Below are 21,899 nucleotides of genomic sequence, written 5' to 3'. Positions count from 1 at the left end.
CCCTTTCCCTGATGGCAACCAAGAATTCAGCGCCTCTGGCCAGCTTTATCGACCTGTTGCTGGATGCCGTGTGTGCGGTGGACAGCAACGGCCGCTTCGTCTTTGTCAGCGCCGCCTGCGAGCGGATTTTCGGCTACACCCCCGAAGAGCTGGTGGGCACTGCCATGATCGAACTGGTGCACCCGGCAGATCGCGAGCGCACCCTGCAGGCCGCGCGGGAGATCATGGCCGGGGTGCCGATGCCCAATTTCGAAAACCGCTACCTGCGCAAGGACGGGCGCATCGCCCATATCCTCTGGTCGGCGCGCTGGTCGGAGGTCGATCAACTGCGCATTGCCGTGGCCCGGGATATCACCGAGCGCAAGCTGGCCGAGTCCAGGCAGGCCGCGCTGTATGCGATTTCCGAAGCGGCCCAGGGCGCCGAAGACCTGCTCGGCCTGTTCCAGCGGGTGCATCGGATCATCGGTGAATGGCTGCCGGCACTGAATTTTTCAGTGGCCCTGCAGGACCCGCACTCCCAGGCCATGAGCTTTGCCTACCATGTCGACCCCAGCGAGCAGCAGCCGGAACGCACAGGCAGTTTCACCGGCCGGGTGTGTGCCGAAGTGATCCGCAGCGGCCTGCCGTTGCGCCTGACCCCAGACTCCGGCGAGCCGCTGCCGGAGTCTTTCCCACCCATGCCGGAGCCGGACAGCACGTGCTGGCTCGGGGTGCCGCTCAACTCGCAGAAAGGCACCATCGGAGCGCTGGTGGTCAGGAGCGCGCGGGGCGAACGCTATACCGAGCAGGACCAGGAACTGCTGCAGTACGTCTGCGCCCAACTGACCACCGCCATCGAACGCCAGCAGTTGCAGGCCCGCCTGCAATACATGGCCGAATACGACCAGTTGACCCAGTTGCCCAACCGCGAGCTGCTCAAGGAGCGCCTGCGTCATTCACTGGCCCGGGCCCGGCGCGAATCGGGGCGCATGGCCCTGCTGTACATCGACCTCGACCAGTTCAAGCAGGTCAACGACACCTACGGCCATGCCGTCGGCGACATGCTGCTGCAGGCCGTTGCCAACCGGCTCAAGGGCTGTGTGCGTGAGTGCGATACCGTGGCGCGGATCGGCGGCGACGAGTTCGTGATTCTGCTTGAAAGCATGCAGGCGGCCGCGGACGCCGACACCGTGGCCGACAAGATCTGCCAGGTGCTGGGCGACCCACTGCGCCTGGACGGCCACTCCCTGAGCATCCGGCCCAGCATCGGCATCGGTCTGTACCCCGAGCATGGCCTGGAAGAACAGTCACTGTTCAAGCACGCCGACGACGCGATGTACCGGGCCAAGCGGGCGCGCAAGGCCCACTCCCGAGCGTGATTGCCGCCTACTGAAGCACCTTGCCCGAGGTGGCTGGCACCTGCACCTGGGGCCCATCCTGTGTCCGCGGTTCGCGTGGCGATCGGCAGGTGTTGGCCGGCGCGGCCAGGCACCGTTCGTCGCGGCAAGGGGGATTTTTCTAAACCTTTGTCGCCGCGAAATTTCACATGCCGTACAGGCGGCACTACCGAGTCGCGTTATCACACCCTGAGTTGTTCACCCCTGAGTAAGGAGGGCGAAACCATGAGCCGCATGGCCAACCCATTACGCACTGCCAGCCTGGCACTGCTGCTGAGCCTGGGCGCGACCAGCGCCTTTGCGCAGTCGCCAGCCGCATTTATCGACGACGCCTCGGCCAAGGGCATCGCCGACATTGAAGCCAGCCGCATGGCGCACCAGAAAACCTCGTCCAAGGAGGTCAAGGACTACACCATCGTGGTGATCAATGACCGCACCACAGCCAACCAGCACCTGGCCAAGATCGCTAAGCAACTGGACCTGCCGGTGGCGCCCCGTGAAGAAGTGCTGAGCAAGGCCAAGACCATGATGCCGCAGGTGCCCGAAGGCGAAGCCTTCGACGCCGCCTACGCCGCCAGCCAGGTCAAGGCCACTGAAGAAGCCATCGAGCAGATCCAGCAGCAGGCCCAGACCAGCGAGGTTCCCGAGCTCCAGGCGTTTGCCGAGGAAACCCTGCCCAAGCTGGAAAATCACCTGCAAATGGCCCGGGCCCTGCAAGCCAGCCGTTGATTTCCTGAGGCCTGCGGGTGAGCCGCCTTGGCCGCTCACCCGCGACCTGTTCCAGGCCCCCAGCCCACTGTCAGATTTTGATCAGCCCTTCCAAGGAGACCGGCGATGTCGACTCAACACGTGCGCAATCAGTACGAAATGCAAAACCCCCTGACCCAGTACCCGCAGCCGAAATTTCCCGATCAGCCACAAACCGCCCCCGGTATCGACCAGGACATGACGCCCCGGCCGGACCACGGTGAGCAGAGCTACCAGGGTTTTGGCCGACTCAAGGGACGCAAGGCACTGATCACCGGCGGCGACTCGGGCATTGGTCGGGCGGCCGCCATTGCCTATGCCCGGGAGGGCGCCGATGTGGCGATCAACTATTTGCCCGAGGAAGAGCGGGACGCGCGCCAGGTCATCGAACTGATCCAGGCCGAGGGGCGCAAGGCAGTGGCGCTGCCCGGCGATATTCGCGACGAAGCCTTCTGCCTGGAACTGGTGCGCAGCGCCCATCAGCAACTGGGTGGCCTGGATATCCTGGTCAATGTGGCGGGCAAGCAGGTGGCGCAGCAACACATCGCCGAACTCAGCACCGAGCAGTTCGACGCCACCCTGAAAACCAACGTCTACGCCATGTTCTGGATCTGCAAGGCGGCGTTGCCGCTGATGCCGGCCGGGGCCACGGTGATCAATACCGCGTCGATCCAGTCGTATCAGCCCTCGGCCACCTTGCTCGACTACGCCACCACCAAGGCGGCGATCGTGGCCTTCACCAAGGCCCTGGCCAAGCAAGTGATCGAGCAGGGGATCCGGGTCAACGCGGTGGCACCCGGTCCGATCTGGACCGTGCTGCAGCCCAGTGGCGGCCAGCCGCGGGAGAAAATTCCCGAATTCGGCCTGCAAACCCCAATGAAACGCCCCGGCCAACCAGCAGAGTGCGCGCCGCTCTATGTGCTGCTGGCGTCCCAGGAGTCGAGCTACATCACCGGCGAAGTGTTCGGCGTCACCGGCGGCAATCCACTGCCATAAGCCCCAGCGCTTCGGTGCCGGCCGCTGGCCAGCCCCGGGGCGAATTCAGCACTGATTCAAATCGGTCTTGCGACCGTCTTCGGCGCCCGAGGCCTCGAGGTTGAGGGAATCGCCACGACCGATTTCCTTGTACTGGCTGCGCAGTTTCTCCAACTGCTTGAGGTCCAGCCCATCGAGGCTCAGCACCGCGTTGTGCGCATCCTGGGTGGCGCGCAGCAACTCATCGATCTTGATATGCAAAATGTCGTTGTCGCGGTTCTGGGTGTTCTGGATCAGGAACACCATCAGAAACGTGATGATGGTGGTCGAGGTGTTGATGATCAGCTGCCAGGTGTCATTGAAATGGAAAATCGGCCCACTCAGCCCCCACAGCACAATCAGGCCGACCGCCACCAGAAACGTCTTCGGGCTCCCGGCCCACATCGACAACGATTGCGAGATCTTGGAAAACTTCATGAGCGGATTCCTTATCAGAATGGACCTGAGCTTCTGACCGCAGCGCGGTGGCGGAATTTCTTTTAACTGCGCGAGGTCTAGCGGCCCTAGGTTGCAGCGCTATATGAGGGGAAATCTTTCTTTGTGTCGGTTTGTGTCTAGTATCAGTTGGCCGGCAAATTGCCAGCATGTTCATACACGGATCGGAAAAGGTAAGAGGTCACCCATGGAATTCTTCGAAAAATTAGCCAGTCTCGCTGCCAAGGTACGTTTGCAAGCAGCTGCCATTCAAACTGAGGAGGCGACAAAAAATGCTTTTGTCATGCCTTTCATCAGTACGGTGCTGGGATACGACGTATTCGATCCAACGGAAGTGACCCCTGAGTTCGTGTGTGACATCGGGACCAAAAAAGGCGAAAAAATCGATTACGCCGTTATGAAGGAAGGTGAAGTCCAGATCCTGATCGAGTGCAAAAAGATCGGCGAGCCTTTGCATATCAATCATGCCTCGCAACTCTTTCGCTACTTTCACGTGACCAGTGCGCGGATATCCATTTTGACCAATGGTCAGGTCTACAAATTTTTTACGGACCTGGATGCGCCGAACAAGATGGACGAGAAACCGTTTCTCGAACTCGACCTGTTGGATATCGATGAATACGCGGTGCCGGAACTGACAAAACTCACCAAGTCAGCCTTTGATGTCGAGTCGATCATCAATGCAGCGGGGGAGTTGAAGTATGTCAGTCAGATTAAAAAGGTCATCGCTTCGCAGGTCAGCAAACCCGACGACGACTTTGTCAAAGTCTTTGCTTCGCGGGTCTATGACGGGGTGATTACCCAGAAGGTTCGCGAGCAGTTTTATGAGCTGACGAGAAAGGCCCTGGGGCAATTTCTCAATGACCAGATCAACGATCGGCTCAAGTCGGCAATGAGTGGCGCGATTCAACCGCCGATTGCTGTCATGGCCACTACCGGGAGGGCTGCTGGGGGCGCGGAGGAAGAGGAACTCGACCAGATCGAGGACAAGGTGTTTACCACCTTGGAGGAACTGGAGGGTTACCACATCGTGCGTGCAGTAGTGCGTTCTGTGGTCGATGCCAAGCGCATTGTGCAGCGAGATACCCAGAGCTACTTCGGCATATTGCTCGATGACAACAACCGCAAACCCATCTGCCGCCTGCATTTCAATCGTTCACAAAAGTACATCGGGATCTTCGACCAAGACAAAAATGAAACCCGCCATCCGCTCAACTCCATCGATGATATCTACGAGTATTCGGATTCCCTGAAAAAGACCATCGGCTATTACGAATAACGCCGGCATTGCTCCTGACGCCTGCAACGGGCGTCAGGGGTGAGCCTGGTGGATATTGGCAACTCTGGGGTTCAGCAGTTGAACTGCGCTTACAGATGAAAATACTTCTTCGCACAATAAAACAGGGCAAGGCTGGAATCGCCCTGGCTGCGGGCTTACCGTGTGGCCTGTCGCGCCGATGATGGGGCGACGGTTTCAGGGAGGCAGGCATGAGGTCCAGCGCGGATACTTCGGTTATCGAGCTTTATCACCAGGCGGAGGATGATTTCTTCGTCGCCATTTCCCAGTTGTATCGACAGTTCGGCAGCAGCCTCAGCGCTTACTGCACCGGGGTCGAGGCCAGCAGCCTGAACCTGCTGCTGGTGAAGCAGGCCGACCCCGAGCTGGCGTCGCAGCTGGCCCAGGGCATCGACTTTCTGCAACGCACGCAGATGCCGTTCTGCGTGGTGGTGCGTGACACGCTGGTGGCGCAGGTGCATGAGCAGTTGCAGCAACAGCAGCTGCTGGCGAGCGACCAGACCACCTGCATGCACCTGGACCTCACGACCTGGCAGGCGGCGGGGACGGCCCCCGGCCAGGTCGATATCCGTTGCACCGACCAGCACCTGGATGACTGGTCGCGGCCGGTGGCGAGTGCCTTCGAGTCGGGCGAGGAGGGCATTGGCCAATACCTGGCACGGCATCGGGCGGCGCTGGCGGCGGGGCGCTCGCTGCGCCATTTCAGCCTGTATGTCGAGCAATTGCCGGTGTGTTCGCTGACCTTGTCCCTGGGGCCTGGGGTGGCCCGGCTCGATGACATCGGCACCCAGCGCGAGTACCAGCATCGGGGTTATGCCAGTGCATTGATCCAGCACGCCCTGGCGTATGCCAAGGTCGAGGGCGCGCAGTGTTGCGTGCTTGAGGCTTCGATCGATGGTTTGTCGATCTACCGTCGGGCGGGCTTTGCCACCCTGTTTGAATACACCACCTTTTGCCGCGAGTGACAGATCACCCGGGCCCGCTGGCTAGCGTGTGGCGTTGTGGCGAAATTGCCGTGGGCTGATGCCGGTCAGGGCCTTGAACTGGCGGCTGAATGCGCTGTGGTCGGTGTAGCCGCATTGCAGCGCCACCTCGGTAATGGGCAACTCGCCCAGCAGCAGGCGCGAGGCGTGTTCCAGGCGTGCCTTGTGAATCATCTGCCGTGGCGTGAGGTGGAAGATGCGCTTGCAGTAGCGTTCCAGCTGGGCAATCGACAGGTCGGCAATTTCGGTCAATTGCTCGAGGCGGATCGCTTCGCTGTAGTGTTCGCGGATATAGCGGTCCACTGCTGCCAGGCGTTCATAGGCCGGGTGGGTATCGTGGGCCGCCTGCAGGTCGAGGGAGATGCCGGCCATGCCGATGATCTGCCCCGCGCGCCCGTGCAGGGGCAATTTATGGGTCAGGCACCAGCCGGGTTCGCGGCTGCCGTACAGGTGCAGTTCCAGTTGGCCCTTGATGCTGATGCCGTGGCGCAGCACCCGTTGGTCCTGCTCGGTATAGACCGGGCCGAGCACCGCCGGGAATACCTCGGCGGACGTCTTGCCCAGCAGCGGCTCAATGTTCTTGAAGCCGCAGCGCTGGGCCAGGGTCAGGTTGGCGATCAGGTAGCGGGCCTGCAGGTCCTTGATGAAAAACACCGCGTTGGCAATGGTGTCGAGCAGTGGTGCAATCAGCGCCATGCTGCCCAGCAGGCTCTCGATGTCTTCGGGGCGCTGGCGCGCCAGGGCTGCGGGCAGCCGGTGCAGGGTGGCGGGTTCGATCATGCTGCCGTTCCTTGAATGACCTGGCTGTCAGCCGCTGCTCATTATGGCGAGGCTCCGGGCTGTGGCAAGGGCGGCGATCCGCATGCCGCTCGGCTAGCGCTTGAGCAGAGTCCCGATGCGCGCCGGCACCAGGGGCGTGCGGGGTCGGGGCGGGTCCCAACCGAACAGGGCTTGCGCCGCCGTGGCGCAGACCCGGCCCTGGCAGGCCCCCATGCCGCAACGCGATTGCAGCTTGGCGGCGGTCCAGCCGGGTTGCTCGGCAATGGCGGAAAAGGCCACGTCTTCGCAGCGACACAGCAGGGTATCCGGGCGCGCCAGTTGCAGCACCTCCGGCCGCAAGGTGAAGGTGCTGCGAACCTGATCGGCAAACGCCTGCCAATGCTGCCGCCGCTGACTCAGCGCCGCCGCGGCGGCGTCCTGGCCACTGGCGACCAGCCCGGCGATTTCGCCTTCGATCAGCGCCAGCTCGCTGCCGCCGACCCCGGTGCATTCACCCGCCGCCAGGACCCCGGAGACATTGGTGCGTTGCTGGTGGTCGACAGCGATGGCGTGCTCGTGTAACTGGCAGCCCAGGTGGCTGGCGAGCAGGGTGTTGGGCACCAGGCCAAAGCCGCAGGCCAGACGCTCGCAGGGCAGTTCAAGGGTGCGCTCGCCCTGGCGGATGCGCACCGCTTCCAGTCGTTGCTCGCCCAGGGCTTCCAGTACATGGGCATTGCTGCGATAGGCCGGGGTGGCCAGGGTCAGGGCCTGGCGGATTTTGCTCGGCCAGCGCCACAGGCCCGTGGCAAAGCCGGCCAACGCAGCGCTTGGCGCCTGTTCCAGGACCCGGATCACCCGGGCGCCGGCCTGGTGCGCACTGGCGGCGCTGGCCAGCAGCAGCGGGCCGCTGCCCGCCACCACCACGCGCTCACCGCGCAGCGGCAGGCCGTTTTTCAGCAGCGCCTGCAAGGCCCCGGCCCCCGTGACCCCGGGCAGGGTCCAGCCGGGGAAGGGCAGCAGCAACTCACGGGCGCCGCAGCACAGAATCAGTTGTCGGTAATCGATGATCCAGGCGTGTTCGGCATCCTCCAGCAGCAGCGCCTGAGGGCCGGCGGCGCCGATGATGCGGGTGCCGCTGAGGTAGCGCAGTTGCGGCGAGTCCAGCACCTTGAAGCGCTCGCGCACGGCCGGATCAAGCCGGGTGTCCGGGCCGTTGCGCCAGATCTGCCCACCGGGGCGCGGATTGTCGTCGATCACCACCAGCGAGGCGCCACTGCGGCTGGCGGCCTGGGCGGCGGCGAGACCGGCCGGGCCGCTGCCGACGATCAGGATGTCGCAGTCCAGTCGTTGTTCGGTCATAGGCTGCGCTCCACGTGCATGCCTTCGCGGCACAGGGTCTGGCACGCGAGTTGGCGCCGGCCGTCGATGGTCATACGGCATTCCTGGCAAATGCCCATGCCGCAGAACGGCGCGCGCGGGGCACCGCTGCATGAGCGGCGAGTGCGCTCATCGCCGCTGTGGGCCAGGGCCGCGGCGACGGTCAGGCCATCGCGCACGGTGAGGGCCTGATGCTCGAGGTAGATGATCATCGCGGGTCTCCGGTCAGTACGGCGAAGCGTTCGGGCAAATAGGGACGAGGGTCGATGGGCGATGTCTCGCCGAGCATCAGCGCTGCCAGCACGCGCGCGCTACCGGGGGCGGTGGTCACGCCCAGGCCCTCATGCCCGAGGGCCAGCCACAGGCCTGCTTGCCTGGGGTGCTGGCCCAGCAGCGGCAAACCATCGGGGCTGGCGGCGCGAAAGCCGGTCCAGGCGCGAATGCCGTTGAGTTCGGCCAGCGCCGGCAGGTAATCCACCGCCCGTTGCAGCATGGGCGCGAGTACCGCCGGTTCGACAGCCGGGTCCAGGGTGTCGAACTGGCGCGACGAACCGATCAGCAATTGCCCGGTGGGGCGCGGCTGCACGTTGAACGCCACCGAGGTGCCGTCGCTGGCGTGGGCGCTGGCGGCATAGCCCAGTTCCACCAATTGGTGCGTGACCTGGCTGGGGTAGCGATCGGTGATCAGCAGGTGGCCCTTTTTCGGCCGCAGGGGCAATTCGGGCAGCAGTTGCCGGGCGGCAAAGCCGTTGGCCAGCACCACGTACTCCGCGTGCAGCACGCGGCCATCGTCGAGCTCGACCCGATTGGCCGCGACCGCTGTCACCGTGGCGACCTGGCGACTGATGCTTGGGTGGTTGTGCAGCAGCCAGCTGGCGGTGGCCGGTGCGTAGAGGATGCCGTCGCCGGGAATCTTCAGGGCGCCGCCCAGCCCCTTGCGGAGCATGGGTTCGAGTTCGGCCAATTGGTCTGCATCAAGCAGTTCGCCGGCCACCCCATGTTCGGCCAGGGTTCGTTGCTTGCTGCGCGCGAGGTCCATTTCCCCGGCATCGGCCGCCAGCCACAGGGTGCCGCAATTGCGATAGGCGCAGGCGGCCGGCAGGTGCTCGCGCAGTTGGTTCCAGAGGCCGATGGAGTAATGACTGAGGGCCAGTTCGGCGGCGTTGTCGTCCATCGCCACCAGGTGGCCCATGCCGGCGCCGGTGGCGCCACCGCTGGCGTTGTCCAGCACCTGCACCCGCAGGCCGCGCCGGGCAAATTCATGGGCACAGGCGGCGCCGATGATCCCGGCGCCGATCACGATCACATCGGCCTGGGCCGCTTGGGTCACGGCAGGATGCCCCAGCCGAAGGGATCGTCGGCCTGGATCAGCAGGGTGGCTTCGGCACTGATATGGGCGGTGCCGCGAATGGTCGGGATGATCTGTTCGCCGGCCTGCTCATAGTGGGCGCTGAACTGGCTGCCGATCACGCTGGCCTGGCGCCAGGTAGCGCCGGGGGCGAGTTTGCCGTCGGCCGCCAGGCACGCCAGCTTGGCGCTGGTGCCGGTGCCGCAGGGCGAGCGGTCATAGGCCTTGCCGGGGCACAGCACAAAGTTGCGGCTGTCGGCATCGGGGTCGTCGGCGAACAGTTCGATATGGTCGATCAGCCCGTCGTTGGCGCCGCGGATTCCGGCTGCCTCCAGGGCTTCGCGCACGGCCCAGGTGTACTCGGTCAGGGCTTCGACGTTATCCAGGGCAATGCGCTGGCCATGGTCGCTGATCAGGAAGAACCAGTTGCCGCCCCAGGCGATATCGCCATGGATCCGCCCGTGCCCGGGCACGTCCAGCGCCACAGCCTGGCGATGGCGGTAGGCGGGGACGTTGCGCACGCTGACCGAGAGGTCGTCGTGCAGCGTGGCCTCGACGGTGCCCACCGGGGTTTCGATGCGGTGCACGCCAGGTTCGATGCGCCCCAGGTGATGCAGCGAGCGCACCAGGCCGATGGTGCCGTGGCCGCACATGCCCAGGTAACCGCTGTTATTGAAGAAGATCACCCCGGCACAGGCGTCGGCCGCCTGCGGCTCGCACAGCAGCGCGCCCACCAGCACGTCGCTGCCCCGAGGTTCCAGGGCGCAGGCGGTGCGCCAGTGGTCGTGCTCGCGTTGCAACAGCGCCAGGCGTTCGGCCATCGAGCCATTGCCCAGTTCGGGAAAGCCGTCGATAACCAGGCGAGTGGGTTCGCCCCCTGTGTGTGAATCGATGACGGTAATTCGTTTCATGGCATCACCTGGCAAGAAAGGCCTACAGAGTGAGCCGCGATCGGGTGTGGTCGCTTGTGGGTTTTCATCGCTGCTGATGACGAAATCGGCATAGTTTCAGGCTCGGGCCGACACCTCGCTATCGAGCCAGGGTCTGTGCTGATTTCGTCACTGATAGGGGCGAAAAGGCTCAAGCCCGTTCTGGGGGAAACGGCGACCCTGTGTCTTTTGCTGCATTCGCCGGCTCACGCGAGCCCCGCTCATCACGGCGCCCTGGTCCCTAGACCGGGACCACCGTTCCCAGGTCATGAGGCCCTGCCATGTCTGAACACGTCACCTTGTCATTGGATCAAGTCCACGCCCTGTCGCTGCAGGTGCTGGCCCGCCACGGGCTGTCGGAGGCCCACGCGCAGGCGATTGCCGAGGTGGTGACCCAGGGCCAGCGCGATGAGTGCCACTCTCATGGCGTCTACCGCTTGCTCGGCTGCGTGCGTTCGGTGCGCGAAGGCAAGGTCGACCCCCAGGCCGAACCCAGCGTGCGCCACATCAGCGCCGGGGTGCTGGAGGTGGATGCGCATTACGGCTATTCGCTGCTGAGTTTCAAGACCGGCCTGCCCTTGCTGGCCGAAAAGGCCCGCAGCCAGGGCATTGCGGCGATGGTGATCAAGCGCTGTTTTCACTTTTCGGCCTTGTGGCCAGAAGTCGAGGCCGTTGCCGCCACCGGGCTCGTGGGTCTGGCGATGAACCCCAGCCACAGTTGGGTGGCCCCGGCGGGCGGCAAGCAGCCGGTGTTCGGCACCAACCCCCTGGCCTTCGCCTGGCCGCGACCGGGCGGCCATCCGTTTGTGTTCGACTTTGCCACCAGCGCCATCGCCCGCGGTGATATCGAACTCCACGCCCGCCAGGGCAAGCCCATCCCCGAGCACTGGGCCATAGACGCCCAGGGCCAGCCCACCACTGATGCCAAGGCAGCGTTGCAGGGGGCCATGCAGACTTTCGGCGGGCACAAGGGCTCAGCCTTGGCAGCGATGATCGAGTTGCTGGCCGGGGCACTGATCGGCGACCTCACCAGCGCCGAGTCCATGGCGTTCGACGAAGGCGTCGGCGCTGCGCCTTGCCATGGCGAGTTGATCCTGGCGTTCGATCCCAAGGTGTTTCTGGGGGCGGATTACGAGCAGGGCCTGGCCCGTGCCGAAGGGTTGTTCCAGGCGATCACCGGGCAAGGCGCGCGCCTGCCTTCGCAACGGCGCTTCGAGGCGCGGGAGCGAAGCGAGCGACACGGGGTGCAGATTCCGCAGGCGTTGTATCGGGATATTCAGGCGTTGCTGGGGTAGCGCAAAGATCGCCCGTAGCCGCTGCCGAGCACCGAGAGGCTGCGCTGTCCCTAACAGACGCCGGTAAACCGGAAGATTTATATCGCTTATCAGGGCCAGCGTCCGAACGCCGCCCGAACCTGCGGCAGCGGCTACAGGTTGCGAGGCAACAGTGGGGTTTCAGAACCGCAGGTTAGCGGTCATTTCCGCCGAACGACCGGGTGCCACGGTGGCGAAGATGCCGACGTGGGAGGCGTCGTAGAGGGTTTCGTCGGTCAGGTTCAGCACGTTGAATTGCAGATCGAGGTTTTTGTTCACCCGGTACGCGACCATGGCGTCGTAACGCCAGTAGGCATCCAGGCTCTTGAGGTTGGCGTCGTCCACATAACGCTTGTCCATGTAGGTGGCGCCGCCGCCGACCTTCCAGCGCTCGGTGAGCATGTAGGTACTCCACAGGCTGGCGCTGTTGGGGGCGATGAACTTGGAGCGGTTGCCGTCGAAGTTCGCCGTGGAATCAGCGTATCGGGTGGTTTTTGCGTCGAGGTAGGTGTAGCCGGCCATCACTTCCCAGCGTTCGCTCAGGTGCCCGGTAGCGCCGACTTCAAAGCCTTGCACCTCGTTATTGCCGGTCAGGGCCACTTCACCGGTGACTGCGTCGTAGGAGCGGGCGTTGGTTTTTTCGGTCTTGAACACGGCGGCGGTCAGCGACAGTTTTTCATCGAGCAGGTCCCACTTGGTTCCCAGTTCCAGGCTGCGGCTTTTTTCCGGATCCAGGTTCTGGGCTTTCAAGCCACCCCCGGCAGGACCGTCGGCACCGCCAGATTGCCCGGCGGTTTCCCCGGACGGGTTGAACGAGGTGCCGTAGCTCAGGTAGATGCTGGCGTAGTGCACTGGCTTGAACACCAGGCCGGCCTGATAACTCCACAGGTTGGCGCGGTTGCTCTGTGTGGCATTACGCGCGTGGTAGTTGTCGTAGCGCAGCCCCAGGTTCAGGTCCCACTGCTCGTGCAGGGCCAGGGTGTCCATGGCATAGAGTGCGCGGTTGTTGTGCTTGACCACCGTATGGCTGCCGTCGCCGGCCGGCACCGGGGTATAGCGGGCATGCGTGTCGGGGTCTGCAAGGTTGCCTTTGTCCGGGTTACGCACCGAGCCATAGCGCGCCTTGTTGTCGATACGCTCGCGGGAGAACTCGACCCCGGCGCTGTAGCTATGGCCGATGGCACCGGTCTGGAACTTGCCGAAGACATCGGTCTGGTTGATCAGTGAGGTGTTGACCACATTGCGCGCGCGGGAGGCGAGCATCACCTGGTTGCTTTGTTCCTGGGCCGGGGTGTCGATAAAAGGCCGGGTCATGATGTAGTCCTGCATGCCGCGCCCGGCACGGGTGGTGTTGCGCAGAGTCAGGTGTTCGTTGAAATCGTGTTCCAGTTGCAGGCTGCCCTGGTCGCTTGAGGTCTTGCGGAAATCGCGGCCGGTGAAACCGTAGAAGTTATCGCGGTCGACCTTGGCCGGCTTGTTGCGGCTTGGCGAAAACGGGTGGCCCAGGTCGGGCATGTCATCGCTCTGCATGTGGTAGTAGCTGAGGGTGCCGCGGGTGTCGGTATTGAGGCCGAAGGAGAAGGTGGGGGCGATGCCCCAGCGGCTGACTTCGACATGGTCGCGGCCCGGGGTGTCGGCTTCGTGCTTCATCGCGTTCAGGCGCAGCGCCATGTTCTGCTCAGGCAGGTATTGGTTGATGTCGAGGGTGCTGCGGCGCAGTTGGTCGGTGCCGAGCTTGAGGCTGCCGGCGATGAAGTCTTCCTGCTGGGCGGTCTTGCTTACCAGGTTGATGCTGCCGCCGGTCGAGCCGCGTCCGGAGTAGGCCGAGCCCGGGCCCTTGAGGATCTCGACCTGCTCGATATTGAAGACTTCGTGGGTCATGCGGCCGACGTCACGAATGCCGTCGATCATGATGTCGGTGCTGGCCTCATAACCTCGAATGAAGGGGCGGTCCCCCAGTGGTGTACCGCCCTCGCCGGCGCCGAAGGTAATGCCCGGTGTGGTGCGCAGGGCGTCGGCCAGGGAGGTCACGGCACGATCCTGCATCAGGGTTTCGGTAATGATGGTGATCGACCTGGGGGTCTCACGCAGTGGCGCGGTGAATTTCGGCGAGCTGGCGCTATCGCGCTTGTAGCCTTCACGGTGCTCGCCGACCACATCGGTCGCCTCCAGGGTCAGTGCCGGCGAGGAGCGTTTCTTGCCTGAGATCGATTCGTTGGCTTCGGCTGCGACACCGACCTGGCTGGCGGCCATCAGCCCCAACGAGGTGGACCACAGGCGCCAGGTTTGCGAGCGGGTTTGCTTGGACATTCAGAGTGCCTCCATTTATTTGGAAGCGATTCTCATCTGCATTTAGGGGCCAAACAATCAGACGAATCTGATCAGTGCCAGCCATGAATCTGTAAATGATTCTGCGCACTCTTGGCCAACCAGTGGCGCGTGGCTGGCGCTCGATCCAGGTCCATCAACGTGCCTTTGGTGGGGGATCAGGGCACCAGGTAATGGCCCATGCGCCACAGAGCCAGCCAGGTCAGGCCGGCGATCACGGCCAGCAGTTGAAAGCTGGTGATCAGGTACTTGAGCCCCAGCGGGAAGCGCTTGTAGTCCTTGACGTTGAGGCCGCCATTGCGCAGGAAGGTGTGGGGCAGGGCGAACAGGCTGCCAATGCAGGTCAGCATGAAATAACGGCTGAGGGGGTCGTTGCCCAGAAGTGGTTTGCGCACCAGCACCGCGCGGCAGCGGCTGAGGTGGGCGAGCATTTCGTCGAGCTTGAAGCAGGCCAGGTAAACCTGAATGGCCAGGGACAGGAACCCCGCCAGAAACACCAGGATCCATCCAGCGCTATAGATGTGTGCGGTACTGCTCATATTGATCGGATCACCTCATCAGTGCTCCTGCCTGGGAGGGCCCACCCGGTTTGTACCCCTGCCTCGTCGATGTTGGGTCGAGCGGTTGGCAGGGAGAGGCACTCAATCAGGCAGCGGTATCAGGTGGGGCATCAAGCTGGCCACACCTGGAAGGGCGTTCTCTCGGGCGAGCGCGCCGTGGCTGAATTGCGATGGCGGACCATAGCAAAAATTATGCCAATTTTAAATGGCTGGAAGCGGCGAGTTCGTTACCAAGTGTCTGCGCGGGGTTGTTTGGCCGCTGATCGGATGCACCTGCCCGTGCGCCTCACTTTCAGCGGCCGGGGTGTCTGTCGGCATCAGGTTCAGCAATCAGACAGTTCGCAGCTGTTACAAGATTTATACCCGGCAGGAGCAGGGTGGAAACAAGGGGGCGTTGTTACACAGAAGTCTTGGCCATTGGCGCCGAGGAGGCAGCATGGTGTTACGTTACGCAGCTTTGCTGGCGGTGGTCGTGATGGCCTCCGGGTGTGTCCAGGAACGGGTGGTGCATGAGCGGCGGGTGGTCGAGCGTCCGCCGCCGACCCAGTACGTCGAAGTGGTGGCGCCACAGCCGCCGCCGGAGCGCATCGTCGAGGTCGAACCCATGGGCCGCCCGGGTTACGTCTGGTCGCGCGGCTACTGGCATTGGGACGGTCGGCGCTACGTCGCCGTGCATGGTCACTGGGAACCGGTACGCGCCGGCTATCGCTATGTGCACCCGCATTGGGAACAGCGCAACGATGGCTGGCATCTGCGGGTCGGGGCCTGGGTCAACTGAGCCCAGGTTGGGCGTGAGCAAAAAAGGCGATCCCGGGATCGCTTTTTTTGTGCCTGCGCACCGGGCGACAGGCTCGCCTCAGACCAGTTGCAGGGCGTTGGGCCGGGCTCCCGGGAATACCATTTGCACCTGGGCCGCAGACAGCCCCCAAGTCCCCGCCAGCACGCCGCCGAGCAGGTCGCGGTAGTTGTTGAGCACTGGGTAATCGCGGTTTTGCAGAAGGCTTTGCGGGTTGACCGCGACTTGCTCACCGGCGATCCGCCCACCACGCACATGCCCGCCGAGCACCCAGTACACCGTGCCGTGCCCGTGATCAGTGCCCTTGGCGCCGTTTTCGCGGAAGGTCCGCCCAAACTCGGAAACCACCACCACCGTGGTCTGCTGCCAGTGCGGCCCGAGGGCGTCGGCAAAAGCTGCCAGGCCCTGGCCGAGGTTGGCCAGGTTGGTGGCCAGCGGCCCCCGGGTACTGCCCTGGTTGACGTGGGTGTCCCAGCCGCCGACATCCACGAAACCCAATCGGTATTGATCGCGCATCAGGCTGGCCATGCGCCGGGTCTGGGTGGCGAAGTCCTGGGCATTGGCCGCGCCGCGATTGGCCGCGAGCATCTCGGCCTGCAACTCCCGAGAGACTTTCTGCCTCAGTTCCAGGCCATCGGCGGCCGAAGCGGCATATGGCGTGTCTTTGTACATGGCCGAAAGAATCGCCGCCTGGCGATCGTCAAAGGCCGGCTTCGACACGCCGCGCAGCGACAGGTTGGGAATGTCCCTGGCGCCCTGGAAACTCAGGGGCATTGCATCGGTGAAGGCGATGGGCGCGCTGTCCGGCATCAGTCGTGCCAGGCGGCCGAGAAAACCCGAGTCGTAGCCCCCGCGTTGCCGGGTCGGTTCGCCGGATTCGATGTTGTCCTGGGTTTCGAAATGGCTGCGGGACAGATCGTCGGTGCCGGCAAAGGGCACGAAGGCCAATTGCTTGCGTTGCCACAGTGGGTAGAGCGAGTCGCGCAGTACCGGGTTCAGGCCCCAGTGGCCGTCCAGGGCAATGGCGCTGTCGGGGTTGGCGGGGTCCGGGCGGGCAATCGCCAGGCTGGGCCGAGACTCGTAATAAAAGTCGCTGGCGTAAGGCACCAGCAGGTTGTTGCAGTCGTAGCCACCCCGGAGAAACACCACCAGCAGGCGTGGCGTGCTGGCGGGAGCGGCAAATAATCGGGCGGAAAACGACAGGCTTGGCAGGGTGGCGCTGGCGATAGCGGCCAGCAGCAATTCTCGACGGTTCATGGCGGCTCCTGATCAGGTCTGATCGGCTGGCAGTCAACGATTGTTGAAGTCGGGAGAGGACAGCAGGAAGGTGTTCCATTCCTGCGGCGAGACGGCCTTGTCCAGGGCATCGCGGGTTGCCCGGGAAAGGCGCGGCGCCATCGCCTCGTAGAACAACGGGGTGGTGATCAGCGGGAAACCGGGCCCGGCGACTGTGCTGCCTTCGGCGGTGAACAACTTGTTGTCGCCTCGGCCGATGGCGCGGGCGATCTCGAAGCGCTTGGACATCTGCCCGGAACTCGACCAGGCGCTGGCCACCAGCGGCCAGCCATCGGGCGTGACCCGACCGAACAGCGGTTGGCCCAACTGGTTGAGCCAGTTGATCAAAGGCCGGGCATTGGCCAGAGGTTTGCCGTCGTAGGCCAGGCGTACGGCGGAGATCACGAATTGCTGCGGATCCTTGAACTTGCCACCGGCACTGTGCAGCAGTTCGGGGGCCTGAAACAGGGTGCGCATGACCTGGGCGATATCGCCGTCGCTGTCTTCAAAGGTCTTGGCCATGCGTGCCACCAACGCGGGCGGTGGGCTGTCGGCGACGAAGTATTCGGCCAGGCGCTGGGAGATAAAACGCGCGCAGGCAGGCTGGCGTGTGATCAGTTCCACGGCCTGGGTAATCTCGTCGAAACCGCGGCCCTTGACCGGTTGTCCCAGCAGCAGCTTGTCGCTGAAGTCATGGCGTCGCGGGTTGAATTGAAACAGGCCTTGTTGCACCAGCAGCGCTTGCAGCCGTGGCGGAAAATTTTGCGGCCGACCGTCCAGCGGTGTCAGGCCGGCACCGGTAAGAATCAGCGCCAGTTGCTGGACGTCCTGCTGGCTGTAGCCGGCGCCGACGCCCAGGGTGTGCAGCTCCATCAGTTCGCGGGCGTAGTTTTCATTGACCTTGCCCTTGGCGTTTTGTGCGTTGTCGAGGTATTGCAGCATGGCCGGGCTTTTCAGGGTGGCCAGCAGCAAGTCCTGGAAGCGCCCCAGGGCGTGGGGGCGAATGGCGTTTTCGACGTAATCGGCACTGAGGATCCGCACCTGGCCCTTGCCCTGGAAGACGCTGAAGTGGTTGAGCCAGAACACCACCAACTGCTCCTTGAGCTGGTTGGGGCCATAGATCGCGTGCAGCAGCACGCCAGCGCGCGCCTGCTCGGCCAGGGCATTGGCCTGCTGCTGGTCGGCCTTCCGGGCTGCGATTTTGGCGTCGCCATCGGGCAGGGCCTTGAGCTGCTCCTGACGCTCCTTGTAGTTTTGCAACAGCTCCGCCGCCGGGGTGGTCAACGCCGGGTAGCTGCGCAGCAGATCATTGATCGGGGCCGGCAGCGGGTCGTTGATCCGGTCGGCCAACTGGGCCTCCAGCAGGCCCTGGCGCCCGAGGCTTTGCAAGCGTTTGAGGTTGGCGGCGTCGAGGTCGAAACCGTCGCGCCGCAGCCAGGCAATATCGTCCGCGCTCAGGGCCGCAGGCTGGCTGGCCAGGGCCAGGGTGGGGAGTATCAGCAGCAGGCAGGCCGTCCGGCTCAGGGCCTGCTTGATCAGTAATGGCACATGCATAGTAGGCCGTTCCCAGGCTGGAGAAGACATCGACACCCGCCCGTTCAGTGTCTACCTCCCGGGCTGACGCGTTGCTGAAGATCGACTATTTATTTACGTGCGTACCGGGGCTTGAGTAACGCCTCGGCAAGGCGGGTGATTGGTTGCTCCATAAGCGTCAGGCGCCAGATTGAAATACGGCTTGTTTGATGCAGGGCACGGTTTTCAAGGCGTTGCCGGTTTTGACGGTGTTACGCCAAGGATTTTTCAGCCGGCCCGGGCTCTGGCGAAGGGTCTGGAACCTGTGTTTCAGGCCTGTGCCCCAGGGGCGGAAAAAGACCGTCGGTCCGACGGACGGAATTGGCAAGCTTAGGTGACTGCGGCATCCTGTCGGCTAGTATCGCAATGCCATTACCGCAACACTATTGCTCCCCTTTCCCAGTGCCAACCTGGCACCCCTGCGAGATAGGTTTTTGTCGTGAAAATCCGCTTATCCCTGTCCAAGCGCTTGTATGCCCGATAAGGCTCTGGCCGAGGAGCAGCGGCTGGCTGCTCTCTATGCTCTGGAATTGCTGGACACTGCCCGTTGCGAGAATTTTGATCGGATCTGCCGTATGGCCGCCGAGTATTTCAAGGTGCCCATGGCCCTGATTACCCTGGTGGACCGTGACCGGCAGTGGTTCAAGTCACGGGTGGGGTTCACGGTCGATGAGACCCCGATCGAACAGTCGTTCTGCGCTTACACGGTGAATGCGCGGGAGGTGTTCGAGGTGGAGAACGCCTACCGCGATGTGCGTTTTTTCAATAACCCGCTGGTCACCGAGGAGCCGGGCATTCGCTTCTATGCCGGCGCGCCGTTGCTGACGTCCTCGGGGCATGCGATTGGCAGTTTATGCGTGATCGACAAGTCACCACAGCAGCTCAACGCTGCCGAGCGTCAGCAACTGCGTGACCTGGCCTCGATGGTGATGGAGCAGATCGAGCTACGCCAGCGCCTGCGCCGCCTTGACCCGGTGACCGGCCTGCCCAATCGCGAGCAGTTCCAGAGTGACCTGCTGGACCTGGTCGAGCAGCATCCCGGCGAAAAACGCGTGCTGGTGCTGATCGATGCGGTGGACATGGCCCTGGCCCACGAGTTGACACTGGCGATGGGCATGTCGCCGTTCGAGACCATCGTTCGTTTCGTGGCGCAGCAGTTGCAGAATTACCTGGGGCGCCACGTGCGGATTTATCACGTGTCGGTCAAGCGCTTCGGTTTTCTACTGCCGGCGGGCACAGCGAGCCTCGATCAGTTTCTCGATGCCCTGGTCAGCCGCCTGCGGCGACGGCCGCCGAAGCTGGATCTGCCGATCGTGCCAGGCGTCTGTGCCGGTACGGTGGAGTTCGGCATCGACTCGCCATCGGTCCAGGATGCGTTGCGCAAGGCCATGTTCGCCCTGGAACTGGCGAACATGCGCCGCACGTGCTGGGCCCACTACGATGTGGTGCGCGACCAGGCGTATCGCCGGGCATTCAACCTGGCGTCGGACATCAACGAAGCCCTGGAAACGGGCCAGATCTACCTGATGTTCCAGCCGCGCTTTGCCCTGCCTGATGGGGCGCAGGTCAGTGCCGAGGCGCTGATCCGCTGGGAGCACCCGCGCCTCGGCCTGATCTCGCCGGCCGAGTTCATTCCGGTGATGGAGCGCAACGCGCTGATCCACCGCGTCACCCATTGGGTGATCGATACGGTGTTGAGTAAGTTGCAGTGCTGGAGCCTGACCCAGGTCAGCAAGCTGTCGATCAACCTGTCGCCCAAGGACTTTGAAGACCAGGACATCGCCGAAGTCCTAAGGCATGCCTGCGAACGCCACGGCATCGACCCGCAGCGGCTTGAGGTGGAAATCACCGAAGGCGCCTGGCTGCGCTCCAACCCGCGGGTGCTGGCGCAACTGACCAAGATTCGTGAGTTGGGCATGGACGTGGCCATCGATGACTTCGGCTCCGGTTACAGCAACTTCGCCTATTTGCATCAGATCCCGGCCAATGTGGTGAAGCTCGACAAGTCCATGGTCACCGACATCGAAAGCAACGCGCAGCACCAGAAAATCACCCGTTCGGTGATCAGCCTGGCCCGCGAACTGGGTTACCGCACCGTGGCCGAAGGCATCGAAAGCTTCAAATGCCTGCAGATGTTGCGCTCATTTGGCTGCGACGAGGCCCAGGGCTATTTTCTCGCCCGGCCGATGCAACAGGAGCGGTTCCTGGCCTGGAGCGGGGCTGATCGTTTCCCCCTGGGCCGGGGCTTTTAAGGGCTGCTGCCGGGGCGCTTATTGGGCCTGGCCCAGCGCCTTGGCCATAGCCTTACCGGCCAGGGCATGGACCTTGCGGGTCGGGTGCCATTCATCCCAATAGAAATAGGCATCTGGCCGGCTGCATGCGGTTTGCACTTGCGGGTAGGTCGGCTGGCACGGTTGATCGAGCTGGCTCAGGCCTTCTGCCGCCGCATTGCGGCGTAACCGGTCGCTGAAGGCGATGTGGTCGAAGTAGGTGATATCGACTCCCCATTGCTTGCCATCGGCAACCAGCCGGCCGGGCAATTGTTGTTGCAACAGTTGCTGATAGGTTCGGGCCTGCTCGGCCTGGCCGCCAGCGACCACCGCCGGGCCATGGCTCAGGTCGGTGCTGCCCACCACCAGAAAATGCCTGGCCCCGGCCTTGGCCAAGCGGCCGACGGCACTGCGGATATTGTCGATGCTGCTGGCGGCCAGATCGGCGACAGGTTCCTTGTGGGCGAAGTCGGCGTATTCGAAGAAGTCGTTGGCGGAAATAAAGATGAAGTACAGCGCCTGGGGATCAGCCTTGCCGCCCTGGGCGCTGGCCAGGTAGGCATCGATCTGCCCGGAAACACCGGTGTCGCGGTAGGGCGTCATCCAGGCGTAGTAGTTGTTGTGGCCACTTTTTGCGCCGCCGACGGCGAAGTCGCTCAGGGGCAGATCAAGCTCCTGGGCCAGCACTTCCACAGCGGTCGGGCCATTGCTCCAGCGCCCCTTCCAGTACAGATCACCGGGCAGGCGCTGGGCGTCCTTGACTTGCTGCGCCAGCATCTCCCGGGTCAGTTGTTCGCTGGCACCGTTATCGGAATAGCTGTCACCGAAGGCGTAGAGGTGATCGAACCTGGGGCTGGCCAGGCAACTGCCGGCGGCCAGCGAGAGGGCAAGCAAGGGGGCGAGCAGGGAGGGGCGCATGGGCGAGGTCTACGGTAGGAGGCGAGGTTTTATCGTAGAAGGTTCTGCCCCCGCCCCTGCGCTGGTTACGACCTGGGCATAGTTGTGCTCGCCGGGAAGTATCCGGCGGCGACACGGGCCAGTGGCGGTCCGCCGGCGTGCCGAGTGCTCAAGCCTGCTGCAACACCTTGAGCGCGGCAGAGGCCAGGAACCCCGAGCGGCTTTTTTCTTCGGGGTGATGCCGCACATAGTCGTCGATGCGGTTCAGCAGGTAGCCGGGCAGGGTGATGTTGAGCTTCTGAGCCTTGCCCAGGTATTTGTGCACATCGATATCGATCAGCGCCCAGGTACAACCGGCGTACCGCGGGTTGCTGGCATGCAGGGTGACCTTGTTCGCCACCGGTATGGCGGCGCCGGTTTCGGCGAGGATCTCGAAGTGGCCTTCGATGGCTTCGCGGGCCATGGCCATGGCATCGTCCAGGTCATCGCCGGCCGAAAAACAGCCGGGAATATCCGGCACTTCCACGCCCCAGGCGTGTTGCTCATCACCGCTGGAAATCGCAATCGGGTACAGCATGAGTCAGGTCCTCCCTAGGCGCTGC

The 21,899-nt window shown here is 63.5% G+C and carries 20 protein-coding genes; 8 read left to right on the top strand and 12 right to left on the bottom strand.

Going from position 1 to position 21,899, the window contains the following annotated elements:
- The first annotated feature begins 11 nt into the window (after positions 1-11).
- From AC19YX_RS33235 to AC19YX_RS33225, 3 genes are all read left to right on the top strand, one after another.
- A complete protein-coding gene (locus tag AC19YX_RS33235) occupies positions 12-1,358 on the top strand; it encodes a sensor domain-containing protein (RefSeq protein WP_500607925.1) in 1,347 nt (448 codons plus the stop codon).
- A 243-nt stretch (positions 1,359-1,601) separates the two neighbouring features.
- The gene (locus AC19YX_RS33230; protein WP_020297438.1) at positions 1,602-2,105 is read left to right on the top strand and encodes a DUF4142 domain-containing protein; all 504 of its coding nucleotides are present in this window, start codon (positions 1,602-1,604) and stop codon (positions 2,103-2,105) included.
- Positions 2,106-2,210: 105 nt separating this feature from the next.
- Positions 2,211-3,119: an SDR family oxidoreductase gene (locus tag AC19YX_RS33225; RefSeq protein ID WP_078473150.1), complete on the top strand. Its 909-nt coding sequence runs from the start codon at positions 2,211-2,213 to the stop codon at positions 3,117-3,119.
- Positions 3,120-3,164: 45 nt separating this feature from the next.
- Here the strand turns inward: AC19YX_RS33225 and AC19YX_RS33220 are convergent, their stop codons facing one another.
- The gene (locus AC19YX_RS33220; RefSeq protein ID WP_500607924.1) at positions 3,165-3,575 is read right to left on the bottom strand and encodes a low affinity iron permease family protein; all 411 of its coding nucleotides are present in this window, start codon (positions 3,573-3,575) and stop codon (positions 3,165-3,167) included.
- Between the two features lie 205 nt (positions 3,576-3,780).
- Here AC19YX_RS33220 and AC19YX_RS33215 point away from each other — a divergent pair, with 205 nt between their 5' ends.
- Together AC19YX_RS33215 and AC19YX_RS33210 are read left to right on the top strand one after the other, a co-directional pair.
- Positions 3,781-4,872: a type I restriction endonuclease gene (locus tag AC19YX_RS33215; RefSeq protein WP_201129842.1), complete on the top strand. Its 1,092-nt coding sequence runs from the start codon at positions 3,781-3,783 to the stop codon at positions 4,870-4,872.
- Between the two features lie 209 nt (positions 4,873-5,081).
- The gene (locus AC19YX_RS33210) at positions 5,082-5,855 is read left to right on the top strand and encodes a GNAT family N-acetyltransferase (protein WP_078473152.1); all 774 of its coding nucleotides are present in this window, start codon (positions 5,082-5,084) and stop codon (positions 5,853-5,855) included.
- A 21-nt stretch (positions 5,856-5,876) separates the two neighbouring features.
- On the opposite strand, the gene AC19YX_RS33205 is transcribed toward AC19YX_RS33210, so the two are convergent.
- From AC19YX_RS33205 to AC19YX_RS33185, 5 genes are all read right to left on the bottom strand, one after another.
- On the bottom strand, positions 5,877-6,653 hold the full coding sequence (locus tag AC19YX_RS33205) for an AraC family transcriptional regulator (RefSeq protein ID WP_078473153.1): 777 nt from the start codon (positions 6,651-6,653) through the stop codon (positions 5,877-5,879).
- Positions 6,654-6,746: 93 nt separating this feature from the next.
- On the bottom strand, positions 6,747-7,991 hold the full coding sequence (locus AC19YX_RS33200; RefSeq protein ID WP_500607923.1) for an FAD-dependent oxidoreductase: 1,245 nt from the start codon (positions 7,989-7,991) through the stop codon (positions 6,747-6,749).
- Complete coding sequence (locus tag AC19YX_RS33195) at positions 7,988-8,221, bottom strand: (2Fe-2S)-binding protein (protein WP_078473155.1); 234 nt, start codon at positions 8,219-8,221, stop codon at positions 7,988-7,990. The genes AC19YX_RS33200 and AC19YX_RS33195 overlap by 4 nt, the downstream gene beginning before the upstream one ends.
- Entirely contained in the window at positions 8,218-9,339 is a 1,122-nt protein-coding gene (locus AC19YX_RS33190) for an NAD(P)/FAD-dependent oxidoreductase (RefSeq protein ID WP_500607922.1), read from the bottom strand. Before AC19YX_RS33190 ends, AC19YX_RS33195 begins: the two co-directional genes overlap by 4 nt.
- Complete coding sequence (locus tag AC19YX_RS33185) at positions 9,336-10,268, bottom strand: 4-hydroxyproline epimerase (RefSeq protein WP_500607921.1); 933 nt, start codon at positions 10,266-10,268, stop codon at positions 9,336-9,338. The genes AC19YX_RS33190 and AC19YX_RS33185 overlap by 4 nt, the downstream gene beginning before the upstream one ends.
- Positions 10,269-10,567: 299 nt before the next feature.
- On the opposite strand from AC19YX_RS33185, the gene AC19YX_RS33180 reads away from it, so the two are divergent.
- A complete protein-coding gene (locus AC19YX_RS33180) occupies positions 10,568-11,581 on the top strand; it encodes an Ldh family oxidoreductase (RefSeq protein WP_078473158.1) in 1,014 nt (337 codons plus the stop codon).
- A 159-nt stretch (positions 11,582-11,740) separates the two neighbouring features.
- On the opposite strand, the gene AC19YX_RS33175 is transcribed toward AC19YX_RS33180, so the two are convergent.
- Together AC19YX_RS33175 and AC19YX_RS33170 are read right to left on the bottom strand one after the other, a co-directional pair.
- Positions 11,741-13,909 carry a TonB-dependent receptor gene (locus AC19YX_RS33175; protein WP_500607920.1) on the bottom strand — a complete coding sequence of 723 codons (2,169 nt, stop codon included), beginning with the start codon at positions 13,907-13,909 and terminating at the stop codon, positions 11,741-11,743.
- Positions 13,910-14,085: 176 nt separating this feature from the next.
- The gene (locus tag AC19YX_RS33170) at positions 14,086-14,466 is read right to left on the bottom strand and encodes a hypothetical protein (protein ID WP_078473160.1); all 381 of its coding nucleotides are present in this window, start codon (positions 14,464-14,466) and stop codon (positions 14,086-14,088) included.
- Positions 14,467-14,923: 457 nt separating this feature from the next.
- Between AC19YX_RS33170 and AC19YX_RS33165 the strand changes: the two genes are divergently transcribed.
- On the top strand, positions 14,924-15,265 hold the full coding sequence (locus tag AC19YX_RS33165) for a YXWGXW repeat-containing protein (RefSeq protein ID WP_078473161.1): 342 nt from the start codon (positions 14,924-14,926) through the stop codon (positions 15,263-15,265).
- Positions 15,266-15,343: 78 nt separating this feature from the next.
- Here AC19YX_RS33165 and AC19YX_RS33160 read toward each other — a convergent pair whose 3' ends face one another.
- Positions 15,344-16,540 carry a DUF1501 domain-containing protein gene (locus AC19YX_RS33160; RefSeq protein WP_500607919.1) on the bottom strand — a complete coding sequence of 399 codons (1,197 nt, stop codon included), beginning with the start codon at positions 16,538-16,540 and terminating at the stop codon, positions 15,344-15,346.
- Positions 16,541-16,573: 33 nt separating this feature from the next.
- The gene (locus AC19YX_RS33155) at positions 16,574-18,112 is read right to left on the bottom strand and encodes a DUF1800 domain-containing protein (protein WP_500607918.1); all 1,539 of its coding nucleotides are present in this window, start codon (positions 18,110-18,112) and stop codon (positions 16,574-16,576) included.
- Positions 18,113-18,603: 491 nt separating this feature from the next.
- Here AC19YX_RS33155 and AC19YX_RS33150 point away from each other — a divergent pair, with 491 nt between their 5' ends.
- A complete protein-coding gene (locus AC19YX_RS33150; RefSeq protein ID WP_500607917.1) occupies positions 18,604-20,382 on the top strand; it encodes a sensor domain-containing phosphodiesterase in 1,779 nt (592 codons plus the stop codon).
- A gap of 18 nt (positions 20,383-20,400) precedes the next feature.
- On the opposite strand, the gene AC19YX_RS33145 is transcribed toward AC19YX_RS33150, so the two are convergent.
- Positions 20,401-21,318, bottom strand: a complete 918-nt coding sequence (locus tag AC19YX_RS33145) for an SGNH/GDSL hydrolase family protein (protein ID WP_500607916.1) — start codon at positions 21,316-21,318, stop codon at positions 20,401-20,403.
- A gap of 148 nt (positions 21,319-21,466) precedes the next feature.
- Positions 21,467-21,874, bottom strand: coding sequence for a type II toxin-antitoxin system HicB family antitoxin (locus AC19YX_RS33140; RefSeq protein ID WP_500607915.1), 408 nt, complete (start codon positions 21,872-21,874; stop codon positions 21,467-21,469).
- Between the last annotated feature and the right edge of the window lie 25 nt (positions 21,875-21,899).

The sequence above is a fragment of the Pseudomonas sp. MF09150 genome (assembly GCF_059862355.1).
This window is presented reverse-complemented; position numbering and strand designations above follow the sequence as displayed.